Raw genomic sequence first — 24,577 nt, 5'->3', positions numbered from 1 at the left:
GAAGATCAAGGGCCTAGGCAGGATGCATGGACCGGACACACAGCCTGCAACCTCTGACCGTCCCGATTCGGTGGTTTTGGGGTACAACGACGCTGCAAAAACGCGAACGTCACCGAAGCAGGACTCCGGTGACGCAAACACTCAAACTTCCAGACGCGGACGTTTCGTCAGGCGCTGGCGTTACCCTTTTCCTGCTCGCGCTCTGCGTAAATATAGAGCGGGCGGGCATTGCCGGCGACAACCTCGTCGGAGATGACGACCTCCTGGACCCCCTCCAGCGCGGGCAGCTCAAACATGGTGTCGAGGAGAATCGCTTCCATGATAGAACGCAGACCGCGTGCACCCGTCTTGCGCTCGATAGCCTTGCGAGCGATCGCAGCAAGCGCGTTTTCATGGAAGGTCAGTTCCACATTCTCCATGTCGAACAGGCGCTGATACTGCTTGACCAGAGCGTTTTTGGGCTCGCTCAGGATCTGCACGAGAGCAGCCTCGTCCAGGTCTTCAAGCGTCGCCAAAACCGGGAGACGTCCAACGAATTCGGGGATAAGACCGAATTTCAAAAGGTCTTCCGGCTCCACCTGGCGGAAAAGCTCGCCCGTTCGACGATCCTCCGGCGAGGCCACCGTCGCGCCAAAGCCGATGGATGTCTTGCGGCCACGGTCGGAGATGATCCTGTCAAGGCCAGCAAATGCGCCACCGCAGATGAAGAGTATGTTGGCCGTGTCCACCTGCAGGAACTCCTGCTGGGGGTGCTTGCGACCGCCCTGGGGCGGAACGGAAGCAACCGTGCCTTCCATGATCTTCAGCAATGCCTGCTGCACGCCCTCGCCTGACACGTCACGCGTGATCGAAGGATTGTCGGACTTGCGAGAAATCTTGTCGATCTCATCGATATAGACAATGCCACGCTGCGCGCGCTCGACATTGTAATCGGCCGACTGCAGCAGCTTGAGAATGATGTTCTCGACATCTTCGCCCACATAGCCGGCTTCGGTGAGCGTCGTCGCATCGGCCATGGTGAAGGGCACGTCGATGATGCGGGCGAGTGTCTGCGCCAGCAATGTCTTGCCGCAGCCCGTCGGACCAATCAGCAGGATATTCGACTTGGCCAACTCCACATCAGCGTTCTTGGATGCGTGGGCAAGGCGCTTGTAGTGATTGTGGACCGCCACGGAAAGCACGCGCTTGGCGTGGCCCTGGCCGATCACATAATCGTCAAGCACTTCGATGATCTCCTGCGGTGTGGGCACGCCCTCGCGCGACTTCACCATCGAGGATTTGTTTTCCTCGCGGATGATGTCCATGCACAGTTCGACGCACTCGTCGCAGATGAAGACAGTCGGTCCCGCAATCAGTTTGCGGACTTCGTGCTGGCTCTTGCCGCAGAAGGAGCAGTACAGCGTGTTCTTGGAGTCCCCGCTGCCGTTGCTGGCCTTGCTCATGTCTTACGTCCTTTCACTACCCACCGGCATGTCGCCCCGTACCTGCCGGGCGGTCATGGACCCTGAAGATGGGATAACCTCCAGGTGGTCCACGCTCTGTCTTCGAAACGAACCACAAATCCGAAAACGCGGCAACCATACCGAGCCCCTGACCAGACCTTGGCTCTGGAAACTCAATATAGGTTTAACGTAGGCGTTCACACACCGGCTGCAAACACAAAAATGTGACAGAATTGACGCAATCGGCCGCAAATGCGCACCGAATCGCACCTCACCCGGCGCCTTGCCGGGCCCTGCGTTAATGAATGCCTGAACGGACCTCAGGATCCGGGCGCTTTCTCGACCGCTTCGCGCGAACTGATCACCTTGTCGATCAGGCCGAACTCCTGCGCCTCGTCCGAGGTCATGAAGTGGTCACGGTCGAGCGTCTTTTCAATCGTCTCGTAGTCCTGGCCGGTATGCTGGACATAGACCTCGTTCAGGCGACGCTTCAGCTTGATGATGTCCTGCGCGTGGCGCTCGATATCGGACGCCTGCCCCTGAAAACCCCCGGAGGGCTGATGCACCATGATGCGTGCGTTGGGCGTGGCAAAACGCATATCCTTGTGACCGGCGCACAGAAGCAGCGATCCCATGGACGCGGCCTGGCCGATACACAGGGTGGAGACCGGAGGCTGGATGAACTGCATGGTATCGTAGATGGCCATGCCCGAGGTCACCACACCGCCCGGCGAATTGATGTAGAGCGCGATCTCTTTCTTGGGATTGTCGGCCTCAAGAAAAAGAAGCTGCGCACACACGAGCGAGGCCATGCCATCCTCGATCGGGCCGGTGATAAAGATGATGCGCTCTTTGAGAAGGCGCGAGAAGATGTCGTAAGCCCGTTCACCCCGGTTCGTCTGCTCGACGACCATGGGCACCAGATTCATGGCGGTATCGACGGGATTCGGCATGAATATACCTTTCGGTTGGAAGTCGCACGCCGCAAATCCGGCGCGCGCAAAAGCGGCAGAATCGTTTGGTTCAAGGGGATAAATAGGATGCCCCCTTCCCCTGACGCAAGAGCAAGCGCGTATCAAGATGCTCGTCTGCTGCCGATTCGCCCGTTATGAATGGCGATTGGTGCCACATGGCATCGTCTGTCCTGGAAGCCGGATTGCCAGCAACATGCACTCCAAGCCTGCCTATCTCCAGTTCGACGCTGATCGAAAATCCGTCCAGCTCGACCCGCACCAGCCGGAATTCGTTTGCAATCCTTATGACGCCTACGCGTTCCTCCACGCGCAGGGACCGGCCTTCTTCTGGGAAAATTACGGCTTCTGGTGCCTGATCGATCATGACGGCGTCAATCGCGCGCTGCGCGACCGGCGCCTCGGGCGCCAGCAGCCCGACGGGCGCAAGCCGGACCCTGCGTCCCGAACGCATCTTGCCCATTTCGACGCGGTCGAGGCGAACTCCATGCTGGAGCTGGAACCGCCAGTCCATACGCGGCTCAGAAAACTCGTCAACCGCGCCTTCGTTTCGCGTCAGGTGGAGCGCCTGCGCCCGCGCGTCGAAGCACTTTGCCATGAACTCATCACCGGCTTCGAGCGGGATGGCGAGGCGGAGCTCCTTGCCACCTACGCAACGCCCATACCGCTGGTCATCATCACGGAAATGCTTGGCGTTCCGGGCGAAATGGGGCCGCAACTGGTCGAGTGGTCGCACCGTATGGTGGCCATGTATATGCATGGCTCGGATGAGAAAACCCAGCGCCGCGCCGACGCGGCCGCACGCGACTTCTCCGCCTTCATCCGTGCCTATGCCGTGAAGCGGCGTGCCTCTCCCGGCGATGATCTGCTAAGCCTTCTGATCTCCGCGAAAGAAGATGGTGAGCAGCTTTCCGAAGATGAACTAGCTTCGTCTGCGATCCTGCTCCTGAATGCGGGACACGAAGCGACCGTGCACCAGCTCGGCAATGCCATATCCACCATTCTTGCGCAGGGCGGCGACCCGCGCCGCTTCTTCGCCTCCGAGGCAGAGACGGCGGCCACGGTCGAGGAATGCCTGCGCTACGATCCGCCGCTGCACATGTTCACACGCTACGCCTACGAGACCGTTGAGGTCACGGCTGGCCTCACCCTGAAGCCCGGCGAAACCTTGGGGCTGATGCTGGGTGCGGCCAATAGCGACCCGCGCGCCTTCGATCATCCGCGCAACTTCCGGCCTGGACGTGGAGATCAAAAAAACGTCTCGTTCGGTGCCGGCATCCATTTTTGTATAGGTGCGCCACTGGCGCGACTGGAAATGCAGGTGGGATTGAAAGTTCTGTTCGAACGCCTGCCCCCGCTCGCTCTGAAGGCGCCACCGACCTATGGCGACACCTATCATTTTCATGGGCTTGAGCGGCTGGACTGCCGCTGGCATACTGGCTCTTGACGAGGCTCGGTCTCGCGCGAAATGGAAACGGCACGGGCCAAAGAGCCCGCGCCGCATAAAAAGCCAAGCAAGCGTATCTGGTTCAGATCTGGGCCAGCGCCTGCTCCAGATCGGCGATGATGTCTTCCACATCCTCGATACCGATCGACAGGCGTATCACATCGACGCCTGCACCAGCTGCAGCCTTTTGCTCATCGGAAAGCTGGCGATGCGTGGTGGACGCCGGATGAATGATCAGGGATTTCGTGTCGCCGATATTGGCCAGATGCGAGAATAGCTCCACGCTCTCCACCACCTTCACACCCGCATCGAAGCCGTCCTTCAGGCCAAAGGTGAAGACCGCACCCGCGCCCTTGGGGGAGTATTTCTTCATGAGGCCATGATTGGGATCATCGGGCAGGCCCGGATAGGAAACCCAGGACACCTTGTCGTGGCCCTTCAACCACTCGGCGACCTTGAGCGCATTGTCGCTGTGACGTTGCATGCGAAGGGCGAGCGTCTCGATGCCGGTCAGAATCTGGAACGCGTTGAAGGGCGAGATCGCCGGGCCGAAATCACGCAGTCCCAAGACGCGGGCGGCAATCGCGAACGCGAAGTTGCCAAAGGTCTCATGCAATACCATGCCGCCATATTCGGGGCGCGGCTCGGAAAGCATTGGATACTTACCCGACTTCGACCAGTCGAACGTACCGCCGTCGACCAGAACACCGCCCACGGAATTGCCGTGGCCGCCCATGAACTTGGTCAGCGAGTGCAAAACAACATCGGCGCCGTGCTCAATGGGGCGCAACAGATAGGGTGAGGCCATGGTGTTGTCGACGATGAACGGCAGGCCATGCTTGCGGGCGACATTGCCGATCTTCTCCAGATCCACGAAGGTGCCGCCGGGATTTGCGAGGCTTTCGACGAAGATCGCCTGCGTATTGTCATCGATCTGGCTTTCAAAACTGTCGAGGTCTTCCGGATCGGCCCAGCGCACATGCCAGTCAAAGTTCTTGAAAGCATGGCCGAACTGGTTGATCGACCCGCCGTAAAGTTTCCTGGCAGCGATGAAGTTCGCGCCGGGCTTCATGATCGTGTGGAAAGTGAGGAGCTGTGCTGCGTGACCCGACGCCGTGGCGAGCGCCGCCGTGCCGCCTTCCAGAGCCGCGACGCGCTCTTCGAGAACAGCCTGCGTCGGGTTCATGATGCGGGTGTAGATATTGCCGAAGGCCTTGAGGCCAAACAGAGAGGCGGCATGGTCCGCATCGTCGAAGACATAGGAGGTGGTCTGGTAGATCGGCGTGGCGCGCGCGCCTGTCGCCGGATCGGGCTGAGCCCCTGCATGCACTGCCAGCGTGTCGAAACCGGGCGTACGCTCACTCATGACTATTCCTCCAAAAAAACAGATATTCGTTCGGGGCATCAATACAGAGGGCGCCGTCGCAGGAAAAGGCGTTTTGTCCCTGTGGGCTGGCGTTCTTTGGAAAATCAGCGTTGACGTATGCCGAAACTCTGAAAACCTTTGCGCATGATGGGCTTTTTCGAGGAAATGACCCGGCTGTTCACACCGTTCCAGCCAATCTCGCGGGAGAGCCGGGCATACTCGATCTTCGGGCAGCGATCCATCACCACCTGGATCCCCTTTTCCTCCAACCTCCCGGCGGAAGCATCGTCACGCACCGTAAGCTGCATCCAGACCACCTTGGGGAGCGGGTCCATTGCCAGTATCTCATCCGTCACGCCGGGGATGGCGGCCGAAGGGCGGAAGATGTCGACCATGTCCACCGGTTCCGACAAATCGGCGAGACGGGCAACGACCGGTCGTCCGGCAATCTCCCTGCCTGCCTGCCCGGGATTGACGGGAAACACCGAATAGCCCTTGTCGATCAGATATTTGGTGACGAAGAAGCTCGGTCGCACCTCATTGGCAGATGCGCCGACGATGGCGACCGTCTTTACCGCATTCAGAATACCGGAGATGTAGGCATCGTCATATTTGTCGTGGTTCATCGTCGCTCCCGGAGATTCGCTTTGTCGGTGTTGTTCTTCTCCTCGGCTTGCCGCGAATGGCACCCGTCGGGCCAGCCCGATCTTGAAACCCCGGCCGACCGCATTCTCGGCGCAAACAAGCTTCATGATAAGGTTCTGCTTATTCCAGCCCGCAGTAAACCAGGGGTCGAACATGTTGAGATACGCAATACTCGCCATCGGAGCGACGCTCATCGCCAGCCCGGCAGAGGCAATATCCCGTTACACGTCAACTGCCATGAGCTGCGCCGAGGTGCAAGCGCGGATCGCGGCGGAGGGTGCTGCCATCATGCGTTATCAGTCGCGCAACAACCCCAGTCTCCCGCGCTATGATCGCTATGTGTCGCATGAGCGGCTTTGCCCCGTTGGCCATATCGGTGCCCGCGCTACCATTCCTGCGGCAGACCGCGAATCCTGCCCGGTGCTACGCTGCAAACCGGAAATCAGGGAGCGGCTTTTCCAACGTCCCTGGTTTAAATCCCACTGATTTTTCCTGCCGCCTTACAGGACAGATCAGGGCTCCATTCCGGTCGCTGATACCAGCCGGAATGATATACTTAAAAACAGAAAAAATCCTTTATTCATTTATGCTTATATCAACTTTTTCCCTGAACTAGCCTCAGGCATTACTTCCCGCCGCACCTCGCCGGTGCGCCATTTTTCTCCGGAGATGGCGTGACTTGCAACGATGTTCGGAAAGGGAAGCCATGCACAAGCTTTTGGTCACAATCCTGGGTACGGTCCTGCTGTTCCCCAACCAAAGTACATGGGCCGCAGGACTGACCTGTCAGCAAATCCAGGCGTCCATTAGAAAACACGGTTCAATCATTTTGCGCTACCCGTCCAGAAACGGCGGTCCCATTCAGCGTTATGATCGGTTCGTGGCAAATCTCGAGGAGTGTCCGGCCGCATTCAACACGTTGAAGGTTCGGCGCGTCCCCGCTTTCGATACGGATGCGTGCCCCGTGCACATCTGCTGGACGGATGACTGACGAAAACCGGGGCAGCCGCAAAATACAGACTGCCTGCCGTTATCGGCAGGCTCTTCTTATTTGCCCTGCCATTGCGGCGCGCGTTTTTCGATAAAGGCGCCAATACCTTCTTCCGCATCTCGCGCCATCATGTTCTCCACCATCACCCGCACCGTGTAGTCATAGGCCTGCGAAAGTTCCATCTCGGCCTGTGAGTAGAACGCTTCCTTACCGATCTTGAGCGTCAAAGGTGATTTGGAAGCAATGGTTTGTGCGAAATTCATCGCGGTCTGATTCAAGACATCCTGCGGCACCACACGGTTGACCAGACCGAACGAACGGGCCGTCTGCGCGTCGATCATCTCTCCCGTAAGCAGCATTTCCATGGCGTGCTTGCGCGAAATATTGCGCGACAGAGCCACCATGGGCGTCGAACAGAACAGGCCGATATTGACACCCGGCGTTGCAAACCGCGCTGTATCGCTCGCAACCGCAAGGTCACAGGAGGCGACAAGCTGGCAGCCGGCAGCGGTGGCGACCCCGCTCACCTCGGCAATCACCGGCTTGGGGTGGCGCACGATGGTCTGCATCAGGCTGGCGCACAGAAGCATGGTCTTTTCGAAGAACCCCCTGCCCCGGTCCGCGTCAGCACGGTGCGCCGTCAACTCCTTCAGATCATGGCCGGCACAAAACACCCTGCCTTCGGAGCGGAGAATGATGACACGCACCGCTTCGTCGTCGCGGGCGCGCTCGAGAGCGCCTTTCAGCGCCTCCATCATGGCAATGGACAGCGCATTGGCCGGCGGGCTGGCAAGCGTCAGCCGCAGGATGCCATCGGCCTCGCTCACAGCGACGGGTGCCTGTATCCTCTCCTGATCTGCAGCCGCTTCGGCCATGGTCTTCCTCCCTGCGTGTGATGCGTTGCCACCTTAGTGCCGCTTGTGTTGATCCGGCAATCCGGCAATTCTCTCATCGATTGGGCGCCTTCGCAAAGCGCCAGTCAGGCAAAATGGGGAGGACAAGGTTGATGGATGCACGCAGCGGTGGACAAAGGTTCCAACCGGTGATGAACGCCGAAGAAGTCAATTCATATCTGCGCGAAGTGTTTCCACAGGCCTGCAGCGGTGAGGTTCCCGACTATCGCGCGCTTAACGTCTCTCCGGGTGGCTGTACGGTGCGGCTTGAGGCCGGGTTCCGGCATCTGCGTCCCGGCGACACGGTTTCCGGTCCGTCTCTCTTTGCGCTGGCCGATATCGGCGGCTATGTGTGTGCGCTCTCCCATATCGGCCGCAAGGCGCTCGCCGTGACCACCAATCTCAACATAAACTTCATGCGCAAGGCCGGCCCCGGCACGGTGGACGGCCATTGCCGCATTCTGAAACTCGGTCGCCGGCTGATGGTTTTCGAGGCCGAACTGGTGGCCGGCGATACAGGCGGAACCGTCGCTCACGCCACCGGAACCTACTCCATCCCGCCCGCCGAATGACCCGTTCTGCCTCAGAAATGCGGTAAGCAGCGCTGATTTATGGCGGTATCTGGATACCGTAATTTCAACCTCTTGTTTTTATTGATGTTTTCATGACGCCGCCCAAAATATTGCACTTGACGTCCATCCCACCCCCCTATAGATAACCAGCGCTGCACCTTAACTGTCGTGCTGCATTGGTTTGCATTGCCTGAGCCTGCCGGGTTTCGACAATGTCAAACACAAGCAACAAGAAACGCCCAGCCTGAGGGCCGGGTTCATGAAAGTGGAAAAAGACCCATGAAAACCTTTTCGCAGAAGCCTGCGGAAGTGACGAAGAAGTGGATCCTGATCGACGCCGAAGGCGTTGTCGTCGGCCGTCTCGCTTCTATCGTTGCAAACCGTCTCCGCGGCAAGCACAAGCCCACCTTCACCCCGCATGTGGACGATGGCGACAATGTCATCATCATCAATGCCGACAAGGTTGTGCTGACCGGCAAGAAATACACCGACAAGAAATACTACTGGCACACGGGTCACCCCGGCGGCATCAAGGAGCGCACCGCGCGCCAGCTGCTCGAGGGGCGGTTCCCCGAGCGTCTGCTTGAGAAGGCCGTTGAGCGCATGATCCCGCGCGGTCCGCTTGGTCGCCGCCAGATGAAGAATCTGCGCGTCTACGCCGGCGCCGAGCATCCGCACGCCGCCCAGAACCCGGAGACGCTCGACGTCGCCGCCATGAGCAAGAAGAATGTGAGGGCCCAGTAATGGCCGAAATCAATTCCCTCGAAGAGCTGGGTGCGGCAACCGCTGCGCAGACCGCCGAGCAGGAAGCTCCGGTGCATGTGCAGAAGCTGGACGCCCAGGGCCGCGCTTACGCCACCGGCAAGCGCAAGAACGCCATTGCCCGCGTGTGGGTCAAGCCGGGCTCCGGCAAGATCACCGTCAACGGCAAGGAGTTCCAGGCATATTTCGCACGCCCGGTTCTGCAGATGATCCTGCAGCAGCCGATCGTCGCTGCCGACCGCAACGGCCAGTATGACATCGTCGCCACCGTCGTCGGTGGAGGCCTGTCCGGTCAGGCCGGTGCCGTCCGTCACGGCATCTCCAAGGCTCTGACCCATTACGAACCAGAGCTGCGCGGCGTCCTCAAGAAGGGTGGCTTCCTGACCCGCGACAGCCGCGTGGTCGAGCGCAAGAAGTATGGCCGGGCAAAGGCTCGCCGCTCGTTCCAGTTCTCCAAGCGCTAAGCTTCCAGAACTGCCGGATACGAAAAAGCGGGCCTTCGGGTCCGCTTTTTTCTTGCGCGGGTTTTGGCTTCACCCTACCCATCTGGATCATCACAGGAGAAGCGCCATGCCGTCGAAGTCGATCGACCACGCATTCACCGCCCGCACCCTCACCAGTGCGGCCAGCGACCCCACCTATGCGGGAGCGCTCTCCTTCATGCGCCGCAAGTTCACCAAATCACTGAAGGGCGCCGACGTTGTGGTCTGGGGCATCCCGTTCGACGCAGCCGTCTCCAATCGACCGGGCGCGCGCTTCGGTCCACAGGCGATCCGCCGTGCCTCGGCGATCTTCGACAATGACCCACAATATCCGTTTGGCGCGGATCTGTTCGCAGAAATGTCCGTCATTGATTATGGCGACTGCCTGCTCGATTACGGCAATCATCAGAAGACACCGGCGACCATCGAGCGCGAAGCGACGAAGATACTAAAGGCCGGCGCCTTTCTACTGTCGCTTGGCGGCGATCATTTCGTTACTTGGCCGCTGCTGAAAGCCCATGCGGCAAAGCACGGCCCGCTCGCGCTCGTCCAGTTCGATGCCCATCAGGACACGTGGCACGATGACGGCAAGCGGATCGACCATGGCTCCTTCGTCGGGCGTGCGGTGCGGGATGGCGTCATCGATCCGGCTGCTTCCATTCAGGTCGGCATCCGCACGCACGCGCCTGAAGATTGCGGCATTGCGATCCTGCATGGCTATGATGTGGAAGAGATGAAGGCCGCGGAGATCGCCGAAGCTATTCTTGCGCGTGTGGGCACCCGCCCCGCCTATATCACCTTCGACATCGACTGCCTTGATCCCGCCTATGCGCCAGGCACCGGAACCCCCGTGGCCGGCGGCCCGTCCAGTGCGAAAATGCTCTCGGTTTTGCGCCAGCTCGGCGCGCTCGACATGGTCGGTGCGGACATTGTCGAAATTGCCCCTGCCTACGATCATGCCGATGTAACGGCAATCGCCGGCGCGACCATCGCCATGCACTATCTCGGCCTTCTCGCAGTGAGAAGGCGACGATAAGAGCTGAAGCATCGATTCAAGCGCTTTAAGGATTGATTCCAAACGCGTGCGCAACCAGTTGAAACAAGACTCTTTTCCAGGACTGACATCATGACGGCGAAAATCTTCATCGACGGCGAACACGGCACCACCGGCCTGCAGATCAGGACGCGTCTGGCCGAGCGCCGCGACATCGAGGTGATCTCCATCCCCGCCGAGAAGCGCAAGGATCCTGCGGCGCGTGCGGAGTTCCTCAACAGGGCCGACATCGCGATTTTATGCCTGCCGGACGACGCCGCGCGTGAAAGCGTCTCGCTGATCGAGAATGACGCAACCCGCGTCATTGATGCCTCCACGGCTCATCGCGTCGCGGAGGGCTGGACTTATGGCTTTGCGGAGATGGACAGGGCGCAGGGCGCTGCGATCCGCGACGCGAAACGGGTTGCCAATCCCGGTTGCTGGCCGCAGGGCTCCATCGCGTTTCTACGGCCGCTCATCGGTGCAGGCCTTCTGCCCGCCGATCTGCCCGTCACTGTCAACGGCATCTCGGGCTATTCGGGTGGCGGCCGCAGCATGATCGAGGACTATGAGGCGAAGGGCGCCGAAGCACCGAAATTCATGCCTTATGGGCTCACACTCAACCACAAGCACCTGCCCGAACTGCAGACCTATGCGGGGCTTGCAGGCACGCCGCTGATGCAGCCGGCGGTGGGCAATTTCGCCCAGGGCATGCTGACCGCCCTCCCCCTGCAGCTTGGGCATCTCGACCGGGTTCCTTCAGCCGCGGAACTCCATGCTGTACTCGCCGACCATTACGGCGCGATTGAGGGCGGTGTAGTGAAGGTCGCCCCACTCGCCGCAATCGAACGCACGGCGGATATCGATCCCGAGACCCACAACGACACCAACACGATGACGCTGCACGTCTTTGCCAACGACGCCCGAGCGCAGGCGCTGCTCATTGCCGTCTATGACAATCTCGGCAAGGGCGCTTCAGGTGCAGCGGTGCAGAACATGGATCTGATGTTAAAAGGACTTTGAGCTTCTGCTCATGGCAAGAATGAAGGCGCGCCCCGACAGACGCGCCTTTCTTATTTGGTCGTTTATCTGAAATTATACGGCCGCGTAGACCTCGTCCTCGTCACGTTTGCGGTGTGACGGTTCAGGGAGAGGATAAGGCCCCTTGGTCGCGCGCCAGTGAGCGCAGACGAAGAAGAGCACGACAAGCGCCACCCCCTGATGCGTGAGCGCCACGTCGATGGGCACGACCATGATAAGGGTCATGATGCCGATGGCGGCCTGCGCCAACACCAGAATCCCAAAGAGGATGGTGCGGCGTGCATGTGGCGTCCCCGGTTCCCGCCGGATCACGAACACGATCTGCCAGAGCGCGAGGACCAGAAGCGCATAGGCGCCGAGCCTGTGTACAAATTGCACCATTTTCGGGTTCTCGAAGAAATTGATCCAGGCCGGCGTCTGCGCAAACAGTCCGCCCGGCACCAGCGCGCCGTCCATCAGCGGCCAGGTGTTGTAGGTCATTCCGGCGCGCAGACCGGCGACAAGACCGCCTAGGTAAATCTGGAACAGCACCGCGATCACCATCCAGCCGGCGAAGCGGCGCACACCTTCCTCCGCCCTGCCGGTGGAGTGCGGCGCAAGGCCACGAGCGACCAGCGCCGTAGCGGCGAAGATGAGGCAGGCGATGGTGAGGTGCGTGGCAAGCCTGTACTGGCTCACATCGACCCGGTCCACCAGGCCGGAGGCGACCATCCACCAGCCGACCGCACCCTGCAGGCCACCCAGCGCCAGAATGCCAAGAAGCTTCGGCTTCAGGCTGTTCTCGAGCCGCCCAGTCAACCAGAAAAAGGCCAACGGCAGCGCAAAAACAAAACCAACACCGCGCGCTAGCAGCCGATGCGCCCACTCCCACCAGAAGATGGTCTTGAAATCATCGAGGCTCATGCCCTTGTTGACCTGCTGGTATTCAGGAATCTGGCGGTATTTCTCCAGTTCCTCCTGCCATTCGGCCTCGCTCAGTGGCGGGATGATACCATGAATCGGTTTCCACTCCGTGATGGAGAGGCCCGATTCCGTCAGCCGGGTCGCTCCGCCGACGATTACCAGGGCGAACAGCGTCAAAAGCACAAAATAAAGCCAGAAGCGCACGAATTTGCGGTTGCGCAAAAGAGTCTCCTGCGAGACATCTGCCCTTGCAGCACTGGAAGCGGTCATATCCACAGCGTCAGCCATCGTCATTTTGGAAGTTGACCGTTGGTGAACCAAAGCCCTCTGACTTGCAAGTCGAACCACCCTTTGCGCGACAAGCCGTCGCGCCACGTCAGTTGCGTGATTGCATCCCCTCTTCCCGCGCTCTATGAGACGAGCAAAAGGTGTTTGTCATGCCCGTACGTCTGCGAAAATTCATTGGCATGGTCGCGCTCGTCGCGCTTGTAGCCATTTACGCCATCTTATCGACCGCGATTGCTGTCGCTCAGTTGGCTCAGTCAGGCCCATTGATCCACCTTGCCTATTTCTTCCTGACCGGACTGCTCTGGATCATCCCGGCCATGTTCATCATCCGCTGGATGATCGGCAAGCCCGAGCGCGACGCCTGAACCGTCGATTATTCCTTCACCTTTTATCGCTACACAGAAACGGCGCTGCCGGAAAGGCGGCTTCGATAACAGCGATGGAAGATGACGTTTGCCAGGCAGCCAGAGCGTGTTCCTCCCGCCGGCATGAAAGGCGGGAATGGTCTCAGCGTTGAAGTGTGCGATGCCAGCGCTGCGGTTCTGCGGCGCTACCGCGAGGACTGCGCCGAGGCCTGCTTCATGCCCGCCCAAAGCCCCGACTGGGTGTCAGCGTGGACCAGACACACGCCTCATCCTTCAATCATCGTGCGCCTTTGCGACGGGCAGGGACACTTGCTGAGCCTTGCGCTCGAGGTCGTTCAGAAGGGCCGCTTTCGCATCGCCCGTTTCATAGGCGACCGTCACGCCAACGGTAATTTTCCCGCCCTTCACGTTCGGCTTTGCGACGGTTTTCCCAAAACACATCTCACCGCGCTGCGCGATGGCATCCGGCAAGCCCGGCCGGAGATCGACGTTCTGGTTCTCGAACGACAACTGCGTGAGTGCGCCGGTCAGGACAATCCCCTGCTGGGCTGGCCGCATAGCGACAGTCCCAATGTCTCGCTTGCGGTCAACCTGGACGGGGGCTTTGATGCGGTGCTCGCGCGTTCCAGTGGCAAGCGGAAGCGAAAGCAGCATCGCTCTCAGGCACGTAAACTGGAGGCTGCCGGTAAGGTGGAGCGCCGTCTCGCCCGTTCACGCGCCGAAGCTGAAGTGATGCTTAACGCCTTCTTTGACATGAAGGCGCACCGCTTCGCCCAGATGGGCATTCAGAATGTTTTTGCACCTGACGCGGTGAAAAACGCGTTTCGCACACTGTTTGGTGATGCGGCTGAGACGCAAGATCCGCGCTTTGTGCTTCACGGGCTTGAAGTGGCCGGAAAACTCCGTGCCGTAACAGGCTCAAGTCGCACGGGCGATCGCCTAGTCTGCGAGTTCAGTTCAATCGCGGACGATGAACTGACCGATGCCAGCCCCGGCCGTTTCCTCTTCTATGAGAACATTCAGGAAGCGTGTTCGGAAGGGCTGAAAATCTATGATTTCAGCGTTGGCGACGAGTACTACAAACGTCTGTGGTGCGATCTGGAAACCATCCAGTTCGACACATTCGTTCCGCTTACCGGGAAGGGCCGCGTCCTGGCCTCTGGACTGTCCGCTGCCGCGCGCGCCAAGCATCTGATCAACAACAATCCCAGGCTCTGGCGGCTGGCGAAGGCACTGCGGCGCCAGCTTGGCTCAGCACATCGCTGAGCCTCGCCGAGAGGATCAGGCCGCGTCGCGCCCGGGAGGCGCAGGCGGCATGCTGTAGCCGGCAGGTGAAACCAGGATTGGCGCGTCGACGCCGCTGTCGCGGAGTTCGTCCAGCATCTCCAGAACGAGTTCACCTTCGTCCGGGTCGATCATGCTGACAAGCACTTCCGTATCGGACGAGAGCAGACGACGGATCGCCTGCGCATCCGTCGGCCCGCATTCGACGATGACGACATCGTAGGCGGCCGACAATGATTCCATGATGATGGGCAACCGGTCCGCCGCGCGCATGGCGCGCTGCGGGTCAGCCGTGCCGACGGGAATGATATGGCACTCCGAAAAGAGATCCGTATGGATCACGTCGGCAAATTGCGATTCGGAAGCGAGAAGGTTGGTGATCCCGGCATAGGCGACACTTTCAAGCATCGGCAAAGAGGCCGCGCCCGAAGCAGTGAGATCGAGAAGCAGAACGCGCAGGCCGGAATCGGCCACATCCCGCGCGACCAAAACCGATGCCGCGGCAGCCTCATCGCCTTCGGGAGAGATAAACAATGCGCGCGTTGCGCCGCCGGTCACCAGTCTTTCGGATGCCTGTTCGATGTCGATCTCACCGTAGCGTGCCACGCGCTTCCGCTCATGCTGCTCTTCCGGTTCTGGGAGGGGAGCGGAAACCACTTTTCTGGCAGGTGGCGCTTTCGGAGCCTGCGGCTTTGGCATATCGACCTCGACCAATGGCTCAGCACGCGGCATTCGTGCGGTCGCAGGCACCGGAGCAGCAACACCGGCGGTCGGGCGCATGGCGCGACCACTAAACAGCTCCTGCAGCAATGTGATGATGGCCATGATCAGCAGCGAGGCGACAAAGGCGGCAACCGTGATCGGCATGATTTTCGGGAAATATGGCTCGCTTGGCGTGATGGCACGCGAAAAGATCCGGACATCCGCGGGCAGATAATTGCGGTCGCTGCGAGACGCCGCCTCACGATAGCGTGTCAGATAGGATTCGAGCAGTTCGCGCTGCGCCGTGGCTTCCCGCTCCAGTGCGCGAAGTTCCACCTGTTCTTCTTCAGCAACAGCAGACGCTGCCTTCAGACGATTGAGTTCGGCCGTCAGCTCTTCCTCGCGCCGTTGCGCCGTTGCGGCTTCGGCCTCGAAACCAGCCAGCACCTTGTTGGCCTCGCTCCTGATCTGTGCGTCGAAATCGGCGAGTTGCGAACGCAGGGCGCGAATGCGTGGATGATTGCCAAGCAACGTCGTGGAAAGGTCGGCGATTTGCGCGTTGAGTTCCACCTGACGTTCACGCAAGCGCTGAATAAGCGGCGATGCCATGACTTCAGGCAGGGTTTCTACGGGAGCGCCACTTTCCAGTGCGCTGCGCACGGAATCTGCCTGCGCTGTCGCTGCGGAACGATTGGCGCGGGTGCGAGACAGCTCGCTAGACAGTTCAGCAAGCTGCTGCGTGGCCAGCACGGTGTTGTTCTGACCGAGCAGGAGATCGGACTGCGCCCGGTACTCTGCGACACGGGCTTCGGCTTCTTTCACGCGCTCGCGCAGATCCTGGATTTCCGGTTCCAGCCACTGGGTCGCACTGGTGTTCGACTGAAGCTTCGCTTCGCTCTGCATCGCGACGTAGGCGTCTGCCACCGCGTTCGGAATTTCAGCCGCAAGCTTGGGATCCTCAGAAGAAAACTCGATAACAATGACGCGTGAGTTCTCGACCCGGTAGACGGTGAGGCGCTCGCGGAACGCGCGTAGCACCTTTTCTTCCTGTGTTCCTTCGACCGGAGCGCTCTTGATGCCCGCCATCACGAGCAAGCCGGACAGAAAGGAACCCCCGCCGCCTTCAAACTCGCCGCGATTGGCAAGATTGTATTGCTCGGCGACGCTGGTGAGGATTTCGGTGGAGGTGATGAGTTCCACCTGGCTTGCCACGCCCTCCCCGTCAAGAATTGGCCGGTCTCCATCGTTCACGCCCTGCGGGCGCGTGTATACGGATTCGCGGGTCTCAATCAGAAGCCGCGTCTGGGCGCGGTATTGCGGTGTGACGGTATAGGTAACGGCAAAAACCAGTCCGGTGATGACAAGCGCGGCGAAGAGAATGCGTGGCCATTTGCGCCGGACACCGGCAAAAAGCCGGCTCAGGTCCACATCCACGTCACCATGCGCGATCTGATCGCTGTTCATCCAGTTGGCTCCCAATCTGCTTGCCGCCAAGGTAAACGGGCATAGTAACCAGCCGGTTAAAGCTGCGCGTCAGCCGTTCAAGGGCAAACGCATGCGCGTTATGGGGGTATAAGGCGCAGCTTTACCCGACATTAACCCTAACGGATGGATAAAACGAGCATGGTGCCTGCTCTGGTGGCGATTTCGCTTACGGATCAAGGGCGGGACTTGATGACGTCAGAGGTTTGCAGTCGGTCATGATGAAAACAGCCAAACTCCTGCCCGTGCTGGCAGCACTCGTTCTTGCTGCGGGCTGTTCGGGGTATCGCCCGGCACCGGCGGCCTTCCACGAAGCGCTTTACCAGCCATATGTTCTGGACGCCGGAGACTCGCTTCGCGTCACCGTTTTTGATCAGGACAACCTCACCAACACCTACAGCGTCGACCAGGCTGGTTACATCGCATTTCCGCTGATCGGTTCGGTACCTGCCCGGGGCAGGACCTTAAAACAGATTGAGCAGTCGATCGCCGGCAAGCTCAGGCAGGGCTATCTGCGTGATCCGGATGTGACGGTCGAAATTGACCGTTATCGCCCCGTTTTCGTGATGGGCGAAGTCGGGTCTCCCGGGCAGTATTCCTATGTTCCTGGCATGACAGTTCAAAAGGCTGTTGCCGCCGCCGGTGGTTTCAGCCCCCGCGCCAATCAGAGCAATGTCGACATCACCCGCGACATCAACGGCAAGGTGTTGACCGGACGTGTCGTCACCTCAGATCCGCTTCTTCCTGGTGACACTGTCTATGTCCGCGAACGCCTGTTCTGAAGCGTATCCGCCAACAGGGGTCGAGGCCGTGCCCTCTCGCGAGAGACTGAGGATCGTACACTGTTTCCGCTCTCCGGTCGGCGGAATCTTTCGCCATGTCCGTGACCTTTGCGATGCTCAGCGCGCTGCCGGGCACGAGGTCGGTATTATCTGCGATTCCACCACCGGCGGAAGCTATGAAGCAAGCCTTATCGCTGATCTGGAGCCGCGGCTTTCCCTTGGGGTGAAGCGCACCCCCATGCAGCGCCATATCGGACTGGGCGATCTCACCGCCGCGCGGCGTGCCTATGGCGTCGTGCGCGAGATGCGTCCCGACGTGCTGCACGGACATGGAGCCAAGGGCGGGGTATACGCACGGGTGTTCGGTACCTTGATGCGGATGTCGGGCCAGAGGCCCGCACGGATCTATTCGCCACACGGAGGGAGCCTGCATTATGCAGCGCAGACCGCTACCGGACGCTTCTTCTTTTCAATCGAACGCATGATGGATCGCCTGACCGATCACATCCTGTTCGTGTCCGATTACGAACGGCGTACGTTTGAACAGAAGGTCGGAATTCCCCGCGCACCCAGCACACTGGTCTATAACGGGCTGACTGCAGATGAGTTCGACCCCGTTGAAACCCTCTCGCAAGCGGCCGATTTCCTCTACATCGGCATGATGCGCGATCTGAAGGGCCCAGACCTTTTCATTGATGCGCTGTCACTGACGGAGCGGTTAATCGACCGCAGGCTGACTGCCGTCATGGTCGGAGACGGCGACGATCTCGATCGTTACAGACATCAGGCGCAGGAACTCGGTTTCGGCGAACGTATTCGCTTCCTTCCGGCCATGCCCGCGCGCAATGCGTTTTCACTGGCCCGGATCATGGTGGTGCCCTCGCGCGCCGAAGCCATGCCCTATATCGTGCTGGAGGCACTGGCGGCCGGTCGCACCCTGATCGCCAGTGCTGTTGGCGGAATTCCCGAAATCTTCGGCGAGGATTCCCCTGCCCTCACCCGACCTGACGCCGACGCCATAGCCGGCAAGATGCAACTGGCGCTTGATGACGAAGCGGCTTTCCATGCCCTGATGCCGGGAACGGCCGATCTGCGGATGCGCTTCGGTGCGGACGTCATGGCCGCCACCATTGAGACGGCATACCGGGCCAGCCTGGACACCAAACGTTAAGCACAAATACGAGCAGTTTTAGCAAGTCTGTGCCTGAAACAGAATTTTAGCCCCTGGCACCTATCGTACGGTCGCAAACCTCAGGGGGCATTGCCAGTTCATGAATCAGATTGACCCGAAACGGCTTCAGGTATCGAAGGCGCCGAAACAATCGGGCATGCTGAAGGCCGGCGAGGAGCAGAGCAAGCTCAACCCCATAGCTTGGCAGGTCGCACAACAATACAAGCGCGAGACCATGTCGCCAGTCATGGTTCTGGGTGTAATGCGCCTGGTCGAGCTCGTGATGTTGCTCGCGACCGGCTTTGTTCTCTACGCGATTTACGTAGGCTTCTCGCCAGTGCTTTTTTGGCACTATATGACCGTAATCGGCGGCGGCTCCCTTCTCATGGTGGTGCTGTGCGAATTCACCAGCTGCTACCAGATGCGCGCGCTGCGCAACCCAACCGGCGCAATGGGGCGAGTGTTCATCGCCTGGATGGCGACATTCGCGGCGCTGGCTCTGACGGGTTTCTTCCTGAAAATTTCCGACAGCTTTTCGCGCTTCTGGCTCGGGTCCTGGTTTGTCTGCGGGTTCATGACGCTTCTGGTGTTGCGCATTACCATGTCGCAGCTCCTGCGCCGCTGGGCGCGCAACGGCACGATCGAACGCCGAGCGGTTATCGTGGGTGGGGGTGCCAACGCCGAGCAACTCATTCGCTCCATCGAGCAGCAACCCTATAACGACATACGCATCTGCGGACTGTTCGATGATCGCGACGATCTGCGCTCACCGCCCGTTGTTGCCGGCTATCCGAAGCTCGGCACCATCACCGAACTGGTGGAGTTCACCCGCATCGCCAGGATCGACATGCTGATTGTCGCGTTGCCAATCTCGGCAGAGAAGCGTGTGCTGTCGCTTCTTTCAAAACTCTGGGTGCTGCCGGTCGACATCCGTCTCTCGGCTCATGCAAACCATCTGCGGTTCCGCCCGCGTGCCTACTCATATATCGGCTCGGTGCCGATGCTGGATATTTTCGACCGTCCCATCAACGACTGGGATTCGGTCGCTAAAAGAGGGTTCGACATCTTCTTCAGCCTGCTCGGAATTCTCGTTTTCTCTCCAATCATGATCGCCACGGCCATCGCAATAAAGCTCGACAGCAAGGGGCCTGTGCTGTTCAGGCAAAAGCGCCACGGCTTCAACAACGAGTCCATTGAGGTGCTGAAGTTTCGCTCCATGTATGTGGATCAGTGCGACCCGACGGCAAGAAATGCCGTGACCAAGAACGACCCACGGGTCACCCGTGTCGGCCGCTTTATCCGCAAGACATCCATCGATGAGCTGCCTCAGTTCTTCAACGCGCTTTTTGGCAGCCTTTCTCTGGTGGGGCCGCGGCCGCATGCGGTGGCCGCCCAGGCACACAATCGGCTTTATGAAGAAGTCGTCGATGGCTACTTCGCCCGTCACAAAGTGAAACCCGGTGTCACCGGCTGGGCGCAGATCAATGGCTGGCGCGGCGAGGTTGATTCGGACGAGAAAATCCGCAAACGCACGGAGTACGATCTCTATTACATCGAAAACTGGTCGCTCTGGCTCGACCTCAAGATCCTGTTCCTGACGCCAATCAGCCTGTTCAATACGGAAAACGCCTATTGAGCCTGCTCACCTACGATAGAGAGCCGCCCGGGCTTGCCCGCGCCGCCATCGACGCCAAGCTGGTTTCGCTCGCGAAGCTGGCAGCGATCGGCTTTGGAGTTTTCCTGTCGGGCTTCGTTATTCGCGAACCAGCCCCCTATGAGCTCTACATGGTGGGCCTGATCGCAATCTGGGCGCTCGCAGGCCTGCGGATATCGCGACGGACCGCGCCGCTTCTGGCGCTGCTCGTCGCTTTCAATATCGGCGGTCTTATTTCATTGTCCCAACTTGCAGATCTCGGCACGATCCCGCTTTACATCGCGGTGTCGCTCTTCCTCGCTCTCACATCCGTATTCTTCGCCGCGATCATCGAGGCGGAGTCCGAGCTGCTTTCTGTTGTTTTCCGTGCCTGGGTGGCGGCTGCCGCGGCCACCGCGCTGTTCGGCATTCTGGGCTATTTCAACGCGTTTCCCGGCGCCGAGATGTTTACCAAGTTCGGGCGTGCAGCCGGTGTGTTCGAAGATCCGAACGTCTTCGGCCCTTTTCTCACACTGCCAGCGATCTATCTGCTTTACCTGATCCTGACCGCGCGGCCACGCATTGCTCTTCTGTCCGCTCCGCTTTTGCTCATCATCACGGGTGGTATCTTCTTCTCATTTTCGCGGGGCGCGTGGGGCCTTCTTCTCATGACGGCAAGCCTTCTCGTTCTCGCTGTCTTTCTCAATGCCGGTACAGCCAGCGCGCGGCTGCGTATTGCCGTTACGGCGCTGCTTGCGGCCGCCGGCATCGCACTTGCCCTCATTCTCGCACTTCAGATTCCGGCGGTCTCGGAGCTCTTCACCCAACGCGCTCAGCTCGTGCAGGATTATGACAGCGCCCGCCTTGGCCGCTTTGCCCGGTTCGGGATTGGTTTCGGATGGGCGACCGAGCACCCTTTTGGAATTGGGCCTTTGCAATTCGGCCAGATTCTCGGTGAGGACACGCACAATATCTGGCTCAAGGCATTGCTCGATTATTCATGGTTAGGTTTCGCTGCTTACCTGACGCTGATTTTGTGGACGGTGACAGCAGGCTTCCGCATTCTGTTCCGCCGCCGCCCCTGGCAGCCATATCTGATCTGCGTCTACATCGTCTTCGTTGGACATGTGGCCCTCGGCACCGTCATCGACACCGATCACTGGCGCCATTTCTACCTCCTCCTCGGCCTTCTATGGGGCATGATCGCGCTGGAGCAGAAGTGGATGGCACGGCGCCTTTAGGATGAGGCGGAGCCGGCGTCAGAATGGCTGCATACACCTCCACACCGCGCTCTCGACCTAGTTGTCATTCCGTGCGCCCACCGGCTCTTCGCCTCGCGTTATGGTGAGGCGAACCCCTTCATCCCGCCTCAACTCAAGAATAGCGCCCACTCGACACCATTGACCATCAAAGCATGGCACCGCCCATTCGCTGACCTGGCTATATTGATCCTGCGGCGTGAACCCTTCGTCTGGCCGTGACGCACGCACGGCCCTGAGCGAATACGAGAACCAGGGATCGAACAGAACGGCCATGCTATTCATTACGCCGTTCACACCCTCGGAGTAATCCCAGTCCCTGCTCCACGTTACACGGCAACCGCCGCTCGGTGTTGCATCAGTGGCGAATGTCAGTTCCACGTAGGGCTCTCCCTCGGCGAGATCCCTTGCCTCCTCCCCATTCTTGGAAAGCACCACCGCTTTCGGCTTCGAGCCAGCCTCAAAGCCGAGGGCGTAAAGGTCAGATGAGACAATCTGGTATCCCTCGGGCAACAGTTGCGCGGGAAGTTCCTGCGTGACCGGTTGGGTAAGGCAGGCCGACCTGAGCGTTTCGAAGACATTGAGTATGCCCCGAAGGTCCGACCAGTTTTTGTGTGCAAAGGTGATGCGCTCTGGCTCGGCTGATGCGGCAGACAATGCGCCCAACGACCAGATCGCTGACAGGCATGCGCTCCGAAGAAACTGCGGAAGGGATGTTTTTCTCATCGAAATCAGCTCCAGCAGTGGTGTCTACTGGCAAAGCCTAACACAAAACATGCATTCGGGATCTGGCGCACGAAGGAAACACGAGCAGGATAGGTGTGGCTTCGAACCGCGATCAGATCAGTGGACGTTGCTTGCAAGCCAGCCGGAATTTTCAAAACCAGCAAGTCAGGGCGTCAGACAAGAGAGGCCTCGATACGCCAAAATCTAGTGAGCTTATCGAGAGATAGGTGACACTTCATACCGGACACATGGTTTACACATCTCGCATTTGGGGGAACCCGAATGCCTTGGAAAGAGTGTAAGCCAATGGACGAACGTCTCAGATTCATCGCTCGTCTGCTTGAAGGAGAGCAGATGGCGCCTCTTTGCCGGGAGTTCGGCATATCACGGGTCACCGGCTACAGGATTTTCGAGCGCTACAAGGAGTGTGGCCTTGACGGGTTGAACGACCGCTCACGGCGACCCTATCGCCAGGCCAACAGGCTTCCCGTCCAGATCGAGCGCTGCATCCTGGGTCTGAAGCGCGAACATTCATCCTGGGGGGCGCCAAAGATCCGCGACAAGCTGATCCGGCAATATCCGATGATCAAGCCCCCCGCCATCAGCACGGTGCATGCGGTGCTCGACCGGCACGGCCTGGTCACGCGCCGCAGACGGCGCCGTTACAAGGCCCGGGGGACTGCTCTCCGCAGCGCAGTTSAGGCGAACGGCCTTTGGTGCGCCGACTACAAGGGAGAGTTCAGGCTCGGCAACCGGCAATATTGTTACCCCCTGRCCATCACCGATTATCATTCGCGCTATCTGCTGGCCTGCGAAGGCTTGACCTCGACGAAGTCGGACTTCGCCTTCTCCGTTTTCGAGCGGGTTTTCAGGGATTTCGGAGTGCCAGSCGCAATCCGTACCGATAACGGCRCRCCCTTCGCCAGCCCGCATGCGCTGTTCGGATTGAGCAGGCTGTCTGTGTGGTGGYTGCGTCTGGGTATCACAATCGAACGCATCAAACCCGGTCATCCGCAAGAGAACGGGCGCCACGAGCGCATGCATCTCACCCTCAAGAAGGAAGCCGCAAAGCCGGCCGCCTTCAACTTCCTGCAGCAGCAGGAGCGCTTCGATCGCTTCATCGAGGTTTACAACAATGAAAGGCCCCATCAGGGACTGGGCGGTGCCTATCCGGGCGAACTCTATACACCGTCACCCCGCGCCTATCGGCCGCCCGACGAACCGGACTACCCGCTTCATGACCGCACCGTGCGTGTCACACGATGCGGYAGAATCTGCATCGGAAAACGAAAAATCAATCTCAGCCAGGTCTTCGCAGGCCAAATCCTGGGACTGCGCGAAGTCGATGATGGAATTTGGCTCGTCTCATTCCTCGACTATGATCTGGGTTTCTTCGACAATAAGGAGGATCGTGTCGAACCGGCATCAAACCCATTCGCTCCGGAGAAAGTGTAAACCATCTCTCCGGTATCAAATGTAAACCATGTGACAAGAATGGACCTAGGGAAAAATGGTCGGAGCGGCGGGATTCGAACCCACGACCCCTTGACCCCCAGTCAAGTGCGCTACCGGGCTGCGCTACGCTCCGAACCGGCGCAAGGGATATAGTTTCCTCTCCCCACGCGCAAGGCCTAAAAACCGTTCGAAGGCAAAAAGCCGTCCGCAGCGCCAACTTTCTTCAACGCCCTCTCGGGGAAGGCGGAAAAGCGTCTATCGCACCTGATCGAGCAGGCGCTTGCATTCCAGCAGGTCGAACAACGCCTCCTGCAGAAGCGCACGATTGTCACGCGAAAGGCTCGCCGCATCCGCAGTGACAGGCCCATCCTGTTCGCCGCGGCCCAAGCCGAAGAAGCGCTTGCTCGGCTTGGCCTTCGGCGTGCCCACCAGAACTTCCTCTTCAGAAGCGGCTTTCTCGGCTTCGGCCTGATGGCTCTGGGCGATCGCTTCGACGGCTGCCACATCGCCACGACCGATGGCGACGACAAACTGGTTGCCGTTTTCGCGCAAAAGCTTTTGCACGCCTTTAATGGTGTATCCCTGGTCATAGAGCATGTGACGAATGCCCTTGATCAGGTCGATATCCTGGGGACGGTAATAGCGGCGGCCGCCGCCCCGCTTTAGTGGCTTGATCTGTGAAAACCGCGTTTCCCAGAAGCGCAGAACGTGCTGCGGCAGGTCCAGCTCTTCAGCCGCTTCGCTGATGGTGCGGAAAGCGTCGGGGCTCTTGTCCATGATCTCGCAATCTCCTGAAGGCCGGCGCGCCAAGCCACCTGCCCTGCAAACCGGGCATTCCATCCACCGCTTTTGCAGCTTCAGAACACCCAACCGATTCGAGAG

At 59.5% G+C, this 24,577-nt stretch carries 23 protein-coding genes and 1 tRNA gene; 14 read left to right on the top strand and 10 right to left on the bottom strand.

The window, feature by feature from the left end:
- Positions 1–167: 167 nt before the first annotated feature.
- Positions 168–1,442: an ATP-dependent Clp protease ATP-binding subunit ClpX gene (clpX, locus tag HF949_RS10665; RefSeq protein ID WP_292894937.1), complete on the bottom strand. Its 1,275-nt coding sequence runs from the start codon at positions 1,440–1,442 to the stop codon at positions 168–170.
- Between the two features lie 320 nt (positions 1,443–1,762).
- Positions 1,763–2,395, bottom strand: coding sequence for an ATP-dependent Clp protease proteolytic subunit (locus HF949_RS10660; RefSeq protein ID WP_292894934.1), 633 nt, complete (start codon positions 2,393–2,395; stop codon positions 1,763–1,765).
- Positions 2,396–2,609: 214 nt separating this feature from the next.
- Here HF949_RS10660 and HF949_RS10655 point away from each other — a divergent pair, with 214 nt between their 5' ends.
- Complete coding sequence (locus HF949_RS10655; RefSeq protein ID WP_292894931.1) at positions 2,610–3,860, top strand: cytochrome P450; 1,251 nt, start codon at positions 2,610–2,612, stop codon at positions 3,858–3,860.
- An 82-nt stretch (positions 3,861–3,942) separates the two neighbouring features.
- Here the strand turns inward: HF949_RS10655 and HF949_RS10650 are convergent, their stop codons facing one another.
- A complete protein-coding gene (locus HF949_RS10650; RefSeq protein WP_292894928.1) occupies positions 3,943–5,226 on the bottom strand; it encodes an O-acetylhomoserine aminocarboxypropyltransferase in 1,284 nt (427 codons plus the stop codon).
- Positions 5,227–5,330: 104 nt separating this feature from the next.
- Positions 5,331–5,852 (bottom strand): CoA-binding protein, encoded by a 522-nt coding sequence (locus tag HF949_RS10645; protein WP_292894925.1) that lies wholly within the window; start codon positions 5,850–5,852, stop codon positions 5,331–5,333.
- A gap of 172 nt (positions 5,853–6,024) precedes the next feature.
- On the opposite strand from HF949_RS10645, the gene HF949_RS10640 reads away from it, so the two are divergent.
- Positions 6,025–6,357, top strand: coding sequence for a hypothetical protein (locus tag HF949_RS10640; RefSeq protein WP_292894923.1), 333 nt, complete (start codon positions 6,025–6,027; stop codon positions 6,355–6,357).
- A 561-nt stretch (positions 6,358–6,918) separates the two neighbouring features.
- Here the strand turns inward: HF949_RS10640 and HF949_RS10635 are convergent.
- Entirely contained in the window at positions 6,919–7,737 is an 819-nt protein-coding gene (locus HF949_RS10635; protein WP_292894920.1) for an enoyl-CoA hydratase, read from the bottom strand.
- 131 nt (positions 7,738–7,868) lie between these two features.
- On the opposite strand from HF949_RS10635, the gene HF949_RS10630 reads away from it, so the two are divergent.
- From HF949_RS10630 to argC, 5 genes are all read left to right on the top strand, one after another.
- A complete protein-coding gene (locus HF949_RS10630; protein ID WP_292894917.1) occupies positions 7,869–8,327 on the top strand; it encodes a PaaI family thioesterase in 459 nt (152 codons plus the stop codon).
- Between the two features lie 279 nt (positions 8,328–8,606).
- The gene (gene rplM / locus HF949_RS10625) at positions 8,607–9,071 is read left to right on the top strand and encodes a 50S ribosomal protein L13 (RefSeq protein ID WP_007007923.1); all 465 of its coding nucleotides are present in this window, start codon (positions 8,607–8,609) and stop codon (positions 9,069–9,071) included.
- The gene (gene rpsI, locus HF949_RS10620; protein ID WP_292894906.1) at positions 9,071–9,553 is read left to right on the top strand and encodes a 30S ribosomal protein S9; all 483 of its coding nucleotides are present in this window, start codon (positions 9,071–9,073) and stop codon (positions 9,551–9,553) included. The genes rplM and rpsI overlap by 1 nt, the downstream gene beginning before the upstream one ends.
- Before the next feature lie 106 nt (positions 9,554–9,659).
- A complete protein-coding gene (gene speB / locus HF949_RS10615; protein WP_292894903.1) occupies positions 9,660–10,607 on the top strand; it encodes an agmatinase in 948 nt (315 codons plus the stop codon).
- A 90-nt stretch (positions 10,608–10,697) separates the two neighbouring features.
- A complete protein-coding gene (argC, locus tag HF949_RS10610) occupies positions 10,698–11,627 on the top strand; it encodes an N-acetyl-gamma-glutamyl-phosphate reductase (RefSeq protein ID WP_292894901.1) in 930 nt (309 codons plus the stop codon).
- A 72-nt stretch (positions 11,628–11,699) separates the two neighbouring features.
- On the opposite strand, the gene HF949_RS10605 is transcribed toward argC, so the two are convergent.
- Positions 11,700–12,818, bottom strand: a complete 1,119-nt coding sequence (locus HF949_RS10605) for a COX15/CtaA family protein (protein ID WP_292900125.1) — start codon at positions 12,816–12,818, stop codon at positions 11,700–11,702.
- A 167-nt stretch (positions 12,819–12,985) separates the two neighbouring features.
- Between HF949_RS10605 and HF949_RS10600 the strand changes: the two genes are divergently transcribed.
- Both HF949_RS10600 and HF949_RS10595 read left to right on the top strand, forming a co-directional pair.
- Positions 12,986–13,201, top strand: coding sequence for a DUF2842 domain-containing protein (locus tag HF949_RS10600; RefSeq protein WP_292894898.1), 216 nt, complete (start codon positions 12,986–12,988; stop codon positions 13,199–13,201).
- An 81-nt stretch (positions 13,202–13,282) separates the two neighbouring features.
- Positions 13,283–14,467 carry a GNAT family N-acetyltransferase gene (locus tag HF949_RS10595; protein WP_292894895.1) on the top strand — a complete coding sequence of 395 codons (1,185 nt, stop codon included), beginning with the start codon at positions 13,283–13,285 and terminating at the stop codon, positions 14,465–14,467.
- 15 nt (positions 14,468–14,482) lie between these two features.
- Here HF949_RS10595 and HF949_RS10590 read toward each other — a convergent pair whose 3' ends face one another.
- Positions 14,483–16,651, bottom strand: a complete 2,169-nt coding sequence (locus HF949_RS10590; RefSeq protein WP_292894893.1) for a GumC family protein — start codon at positions 16,649–16,651, stop codon at positions 14,483–14,485.
- A gap of 236 nt (positions 16,652–16,887) precedes the next feature.
- On the opposite strand from HF949_RS10590, the gene HF949_RS10585 reads away from it, so the two are divergent.
- The 4 genes from HF949_RS10585 (at position 16,888) to HF949_RS10570 (ending at position 21,496) form a co-directional block, all read left to right on the top strand.
- Entirely contained in the window at positions 16,888–17,451 is a 564-nt protein-coding gene (locus tag HF949_RS10585) for a polysaccharide biosynthesis/export family protein (RefSeq protein ID WP_292894890.1), read from the top strand.
- Positions 17,429–18,622, top strand: coding sequence for a glycosyltransferase family 4 protein (locus HF949_RS10580; RefSeq protein ID WP_292894888.1), 1,194 nt, complete (start codon positions 17,429–17,431; stop codon positions 18,620–18,622). The genes HF949_RS10585 and HF949_RS10580 overlap by 23 nt, the downstream gene beginning before the upstream one ends.
- 157 nt (positions 18,623–18,779) lie before the next feature.
- Entirely contained in the window at positions 18,780–20,258 is a 1,479-nt protein-coding gene (locus HF949_RS10575; RefSeq protein ID WP_292900124.1) for an undecaprenyl-phosphate glucose phosphotransferase, read from the top strand.
- The gene (locus tag HF949_RS10570) at positions 20,255–21,496 is read left to right on the top strand and encodes an O-antigen ligase family protein (protein ID WP_292894886.1); all 1,242 of its coding nucleotides are present in this window, start codon (positions 20,255–20,257) and stop codon (positions 21,494–21,496) included. The genes HF949_RS10575 and HF949_RS10570 overlap by 4 nt, the downstream gene beginning before the upstream one ends.
- A 57-nt stretch (positions 21,497–21,553) precedes the next feature.
- Here HF949_RS10570 and HF949_RS10565 read toward each other — a convergent pair whose 3' ends face one another.
- Positions 21,554–22,240 (bottom strand): hypothetical protein, encoded by a 687-nt coding sequence (locus HF949_RS10565; RefSeq protein WP_292894884.1) that lies wholly within the window; start codon positions 22,238–22,240, stop codon positions 21,554–21,556.
- Between the two features lie 282 nt (positions 22,241–22,522).
- Between HF949_RS10565 and HF949_RS10560 the strand changes: the two genes are divergently transcribed.
- Complete coding sequence (locus HF949_RS10560) at positions 22,523–23,695, top strand: IS481 family transposase (RefSeq protein WP_441338361.1); 1,173 nt, start codon at positions 22,523–22,525, stop codon at positions 23,693–23,695.
- A gap of 56 nt (positions 23,696–23,751) precedes the next feature.
- Here HF949_RS10560 and HF949_RS10555 read toward each other — a convergent pair.
- Together HF949_RS10555 and HF949_RS10550 are read right to left on the bottom strand one after the other, a co-directional pair.
- Positions 23,752–23,828: transfer RNA gene (locus HF949_RS10555), tRNA-Pro, on the bottom strand.
- A 122-nt stretch (positions 23,829–23,950) separates the two neighbouring features.
- Positions 23,951–24,472: a MerR family transcriptional regulator gene (locus tag HF949_RS10550; protein WP_292894880.1), complete on the bottom strand. Its 522-nt coding sequence runs from the start codon at positions 24,470–24,472 to the stop codon at positions 23,951–23,953.
- Positions 24,473–24,577: the final 105 nt, after the last annotated feature.

It is taken from the genome of Nitratireductor sp., assembly GCF_017794765.1.
GTDB lineage: Bacteria > Pseudomonadota > Alphaproteobacteria > Rhizobiales > Rhizobiaceae > Nitratireductor.
Note: the sequence above shows the minus strand (reverse complement) of the source record. Positions and strands in the feature narration are given on the sequence as shown.

Bases quoted from the DNA above. Each gene is read 5' to 3' on its own strand.
- clpX (WP_292894937.1), bottom strand. From the start codon at position 1,442: ATGAGCAAGGCCAGCAACGGCAGCGGGGACTCCAAGAACACGCTGTAC.
- HF949_RS10660 (WP_292894934.1), bottom strand. From the start codon at position 2,395: ATGCCGAATCCCGTCGATACCGCCATGAATCTGGTGCCCATGGTCGTC.
- HF949_RS10655 (WP_292894931.1), top strand. From the start codon at position 2,610: ATGCACTCCAAGCCTGCCTATCTCCAGTTCGACGCTGATCGAAAATCC.
- HF949_RS10650 (WP_292894928.1), bottom strand. From the start codon at position 5,226: ATGAGTGAGCGTACGCCCGGTTTCGACACGCTGGCAGTGCATGCAGGG.
- HF949_RS10645 (WP_292894925.1), bottom strand. From the start codon at position 5,852: ATGAACCACGACAAATATGACGATGCCTACATCTCCGGTATTCTGAAT.
- HF949_RS10640 (WP_292894923.1), top strand. From the start codon at position 6,025: ATGTTGAGATACGCAATACTCGCCATCGGAGCGACGCTCATCGCCAGC.
- HF949_RS10635 (WP_292894920.1), bottom strand. From the start codon at position 7,737: ATGGCCGAAGCGGCTGCAGATCAGGAGAGGATACAGGCACCCGTCGCT.
- HF949_RS10630 (WP_292894917.1), top strand. From the start codon at position 7,869: ATGGATGCACGCAGCGGTGGACAAAGGTTCCAACCGGTGATGAACGCC.
- rplM (WP_007007923.1), top strand. From the start codon at position 8,607: ATGAAAACCTTTTCGCAGAAGCCTGCGGAAGTGACGAAGAAGTGGATC.
- rpsI (WP_292894906.1), top strand. From the start codon at position 9,071: ATGGCCGAAATCAATTCCCTCGAAGAGCTGGGTGCGGCAACCGCTGCG.
- speB (WP_292894903.1), top strand. From the start codon at position 9,660: ATGCCGTCGAAGTCGATCGACCACGCATTCACCGCCCGCACCCTCACC.
- argC (WP_292894901.1), top strand. From the start codon at position 10,698: ATGACGGCGAAAATCTTCATCGACGGCGAACACGGCACCACCGGCCTG.
- HF949_RS10605 (WP_292900125.1), bottom strand. From the start codon at position 12,818: ATGACCGCTTCCAGTGCTGCAAGGGCAGATGTCTCGCAGGAGACTCTT.
- HF949_RS10600 (WP_292894898.1), top strand. From the start codon at position 12,986: ATGCCCGTACGTCTGCGAAAATTCATTGGCATGGTCGCGCTCGTCGCG.
- HF949_RS10595 (WP_292894895.1), top strand. From the start codon at position 13,283: ATGACGTTTGCCAGGCAGCCAGAGCGTGTTCCTCCCGCCGGCATGAAA.
- HF949_RS10590 (WP_292894893.1), bottom strand. From the start codon at position 16,651: ATGAACAGCGATCAGATCGCGCATGGTGACGTGGATGTGGACCTGAGC.
- HF949_RS10585 (WP_292894890.1), top strand. From the start codon at position 16,888: ATGATGAAAACAGCCAAACTCCTGCCCGTGCTGGCAGCACTCGTTCTT.
- HF949_RS10580 (WP_292894888.1), top strand. From the start codon at position 17,429: ATGTCCGCGAACGCCTGTTCTGAAGCGTATCCGCCAACAGGGGTCGAG.
- HF949_RS10575 (WP_292900124.1), top strand. From the start codon at position 18,780: ATGCTGAAGGCCGGCGAGGAGCAGAGCAAGCTCAACCCCATAGCTTGG.
- HF949_RS10565 (WP_292894884.1), bottom strand. From the start codon at position 22,240: ATGAGAAAAACATCCCTTCCGCAGTTTCTTCGGAGCGCATGCCTGTCA.
- HF949_RS10550 (WP_292894880.1), bottom strand. From the start codon at position 24,472: ATGGACAAGAGCCCCGACGCTTTCCGCACCATCAGCGAAGCGGCTGAA.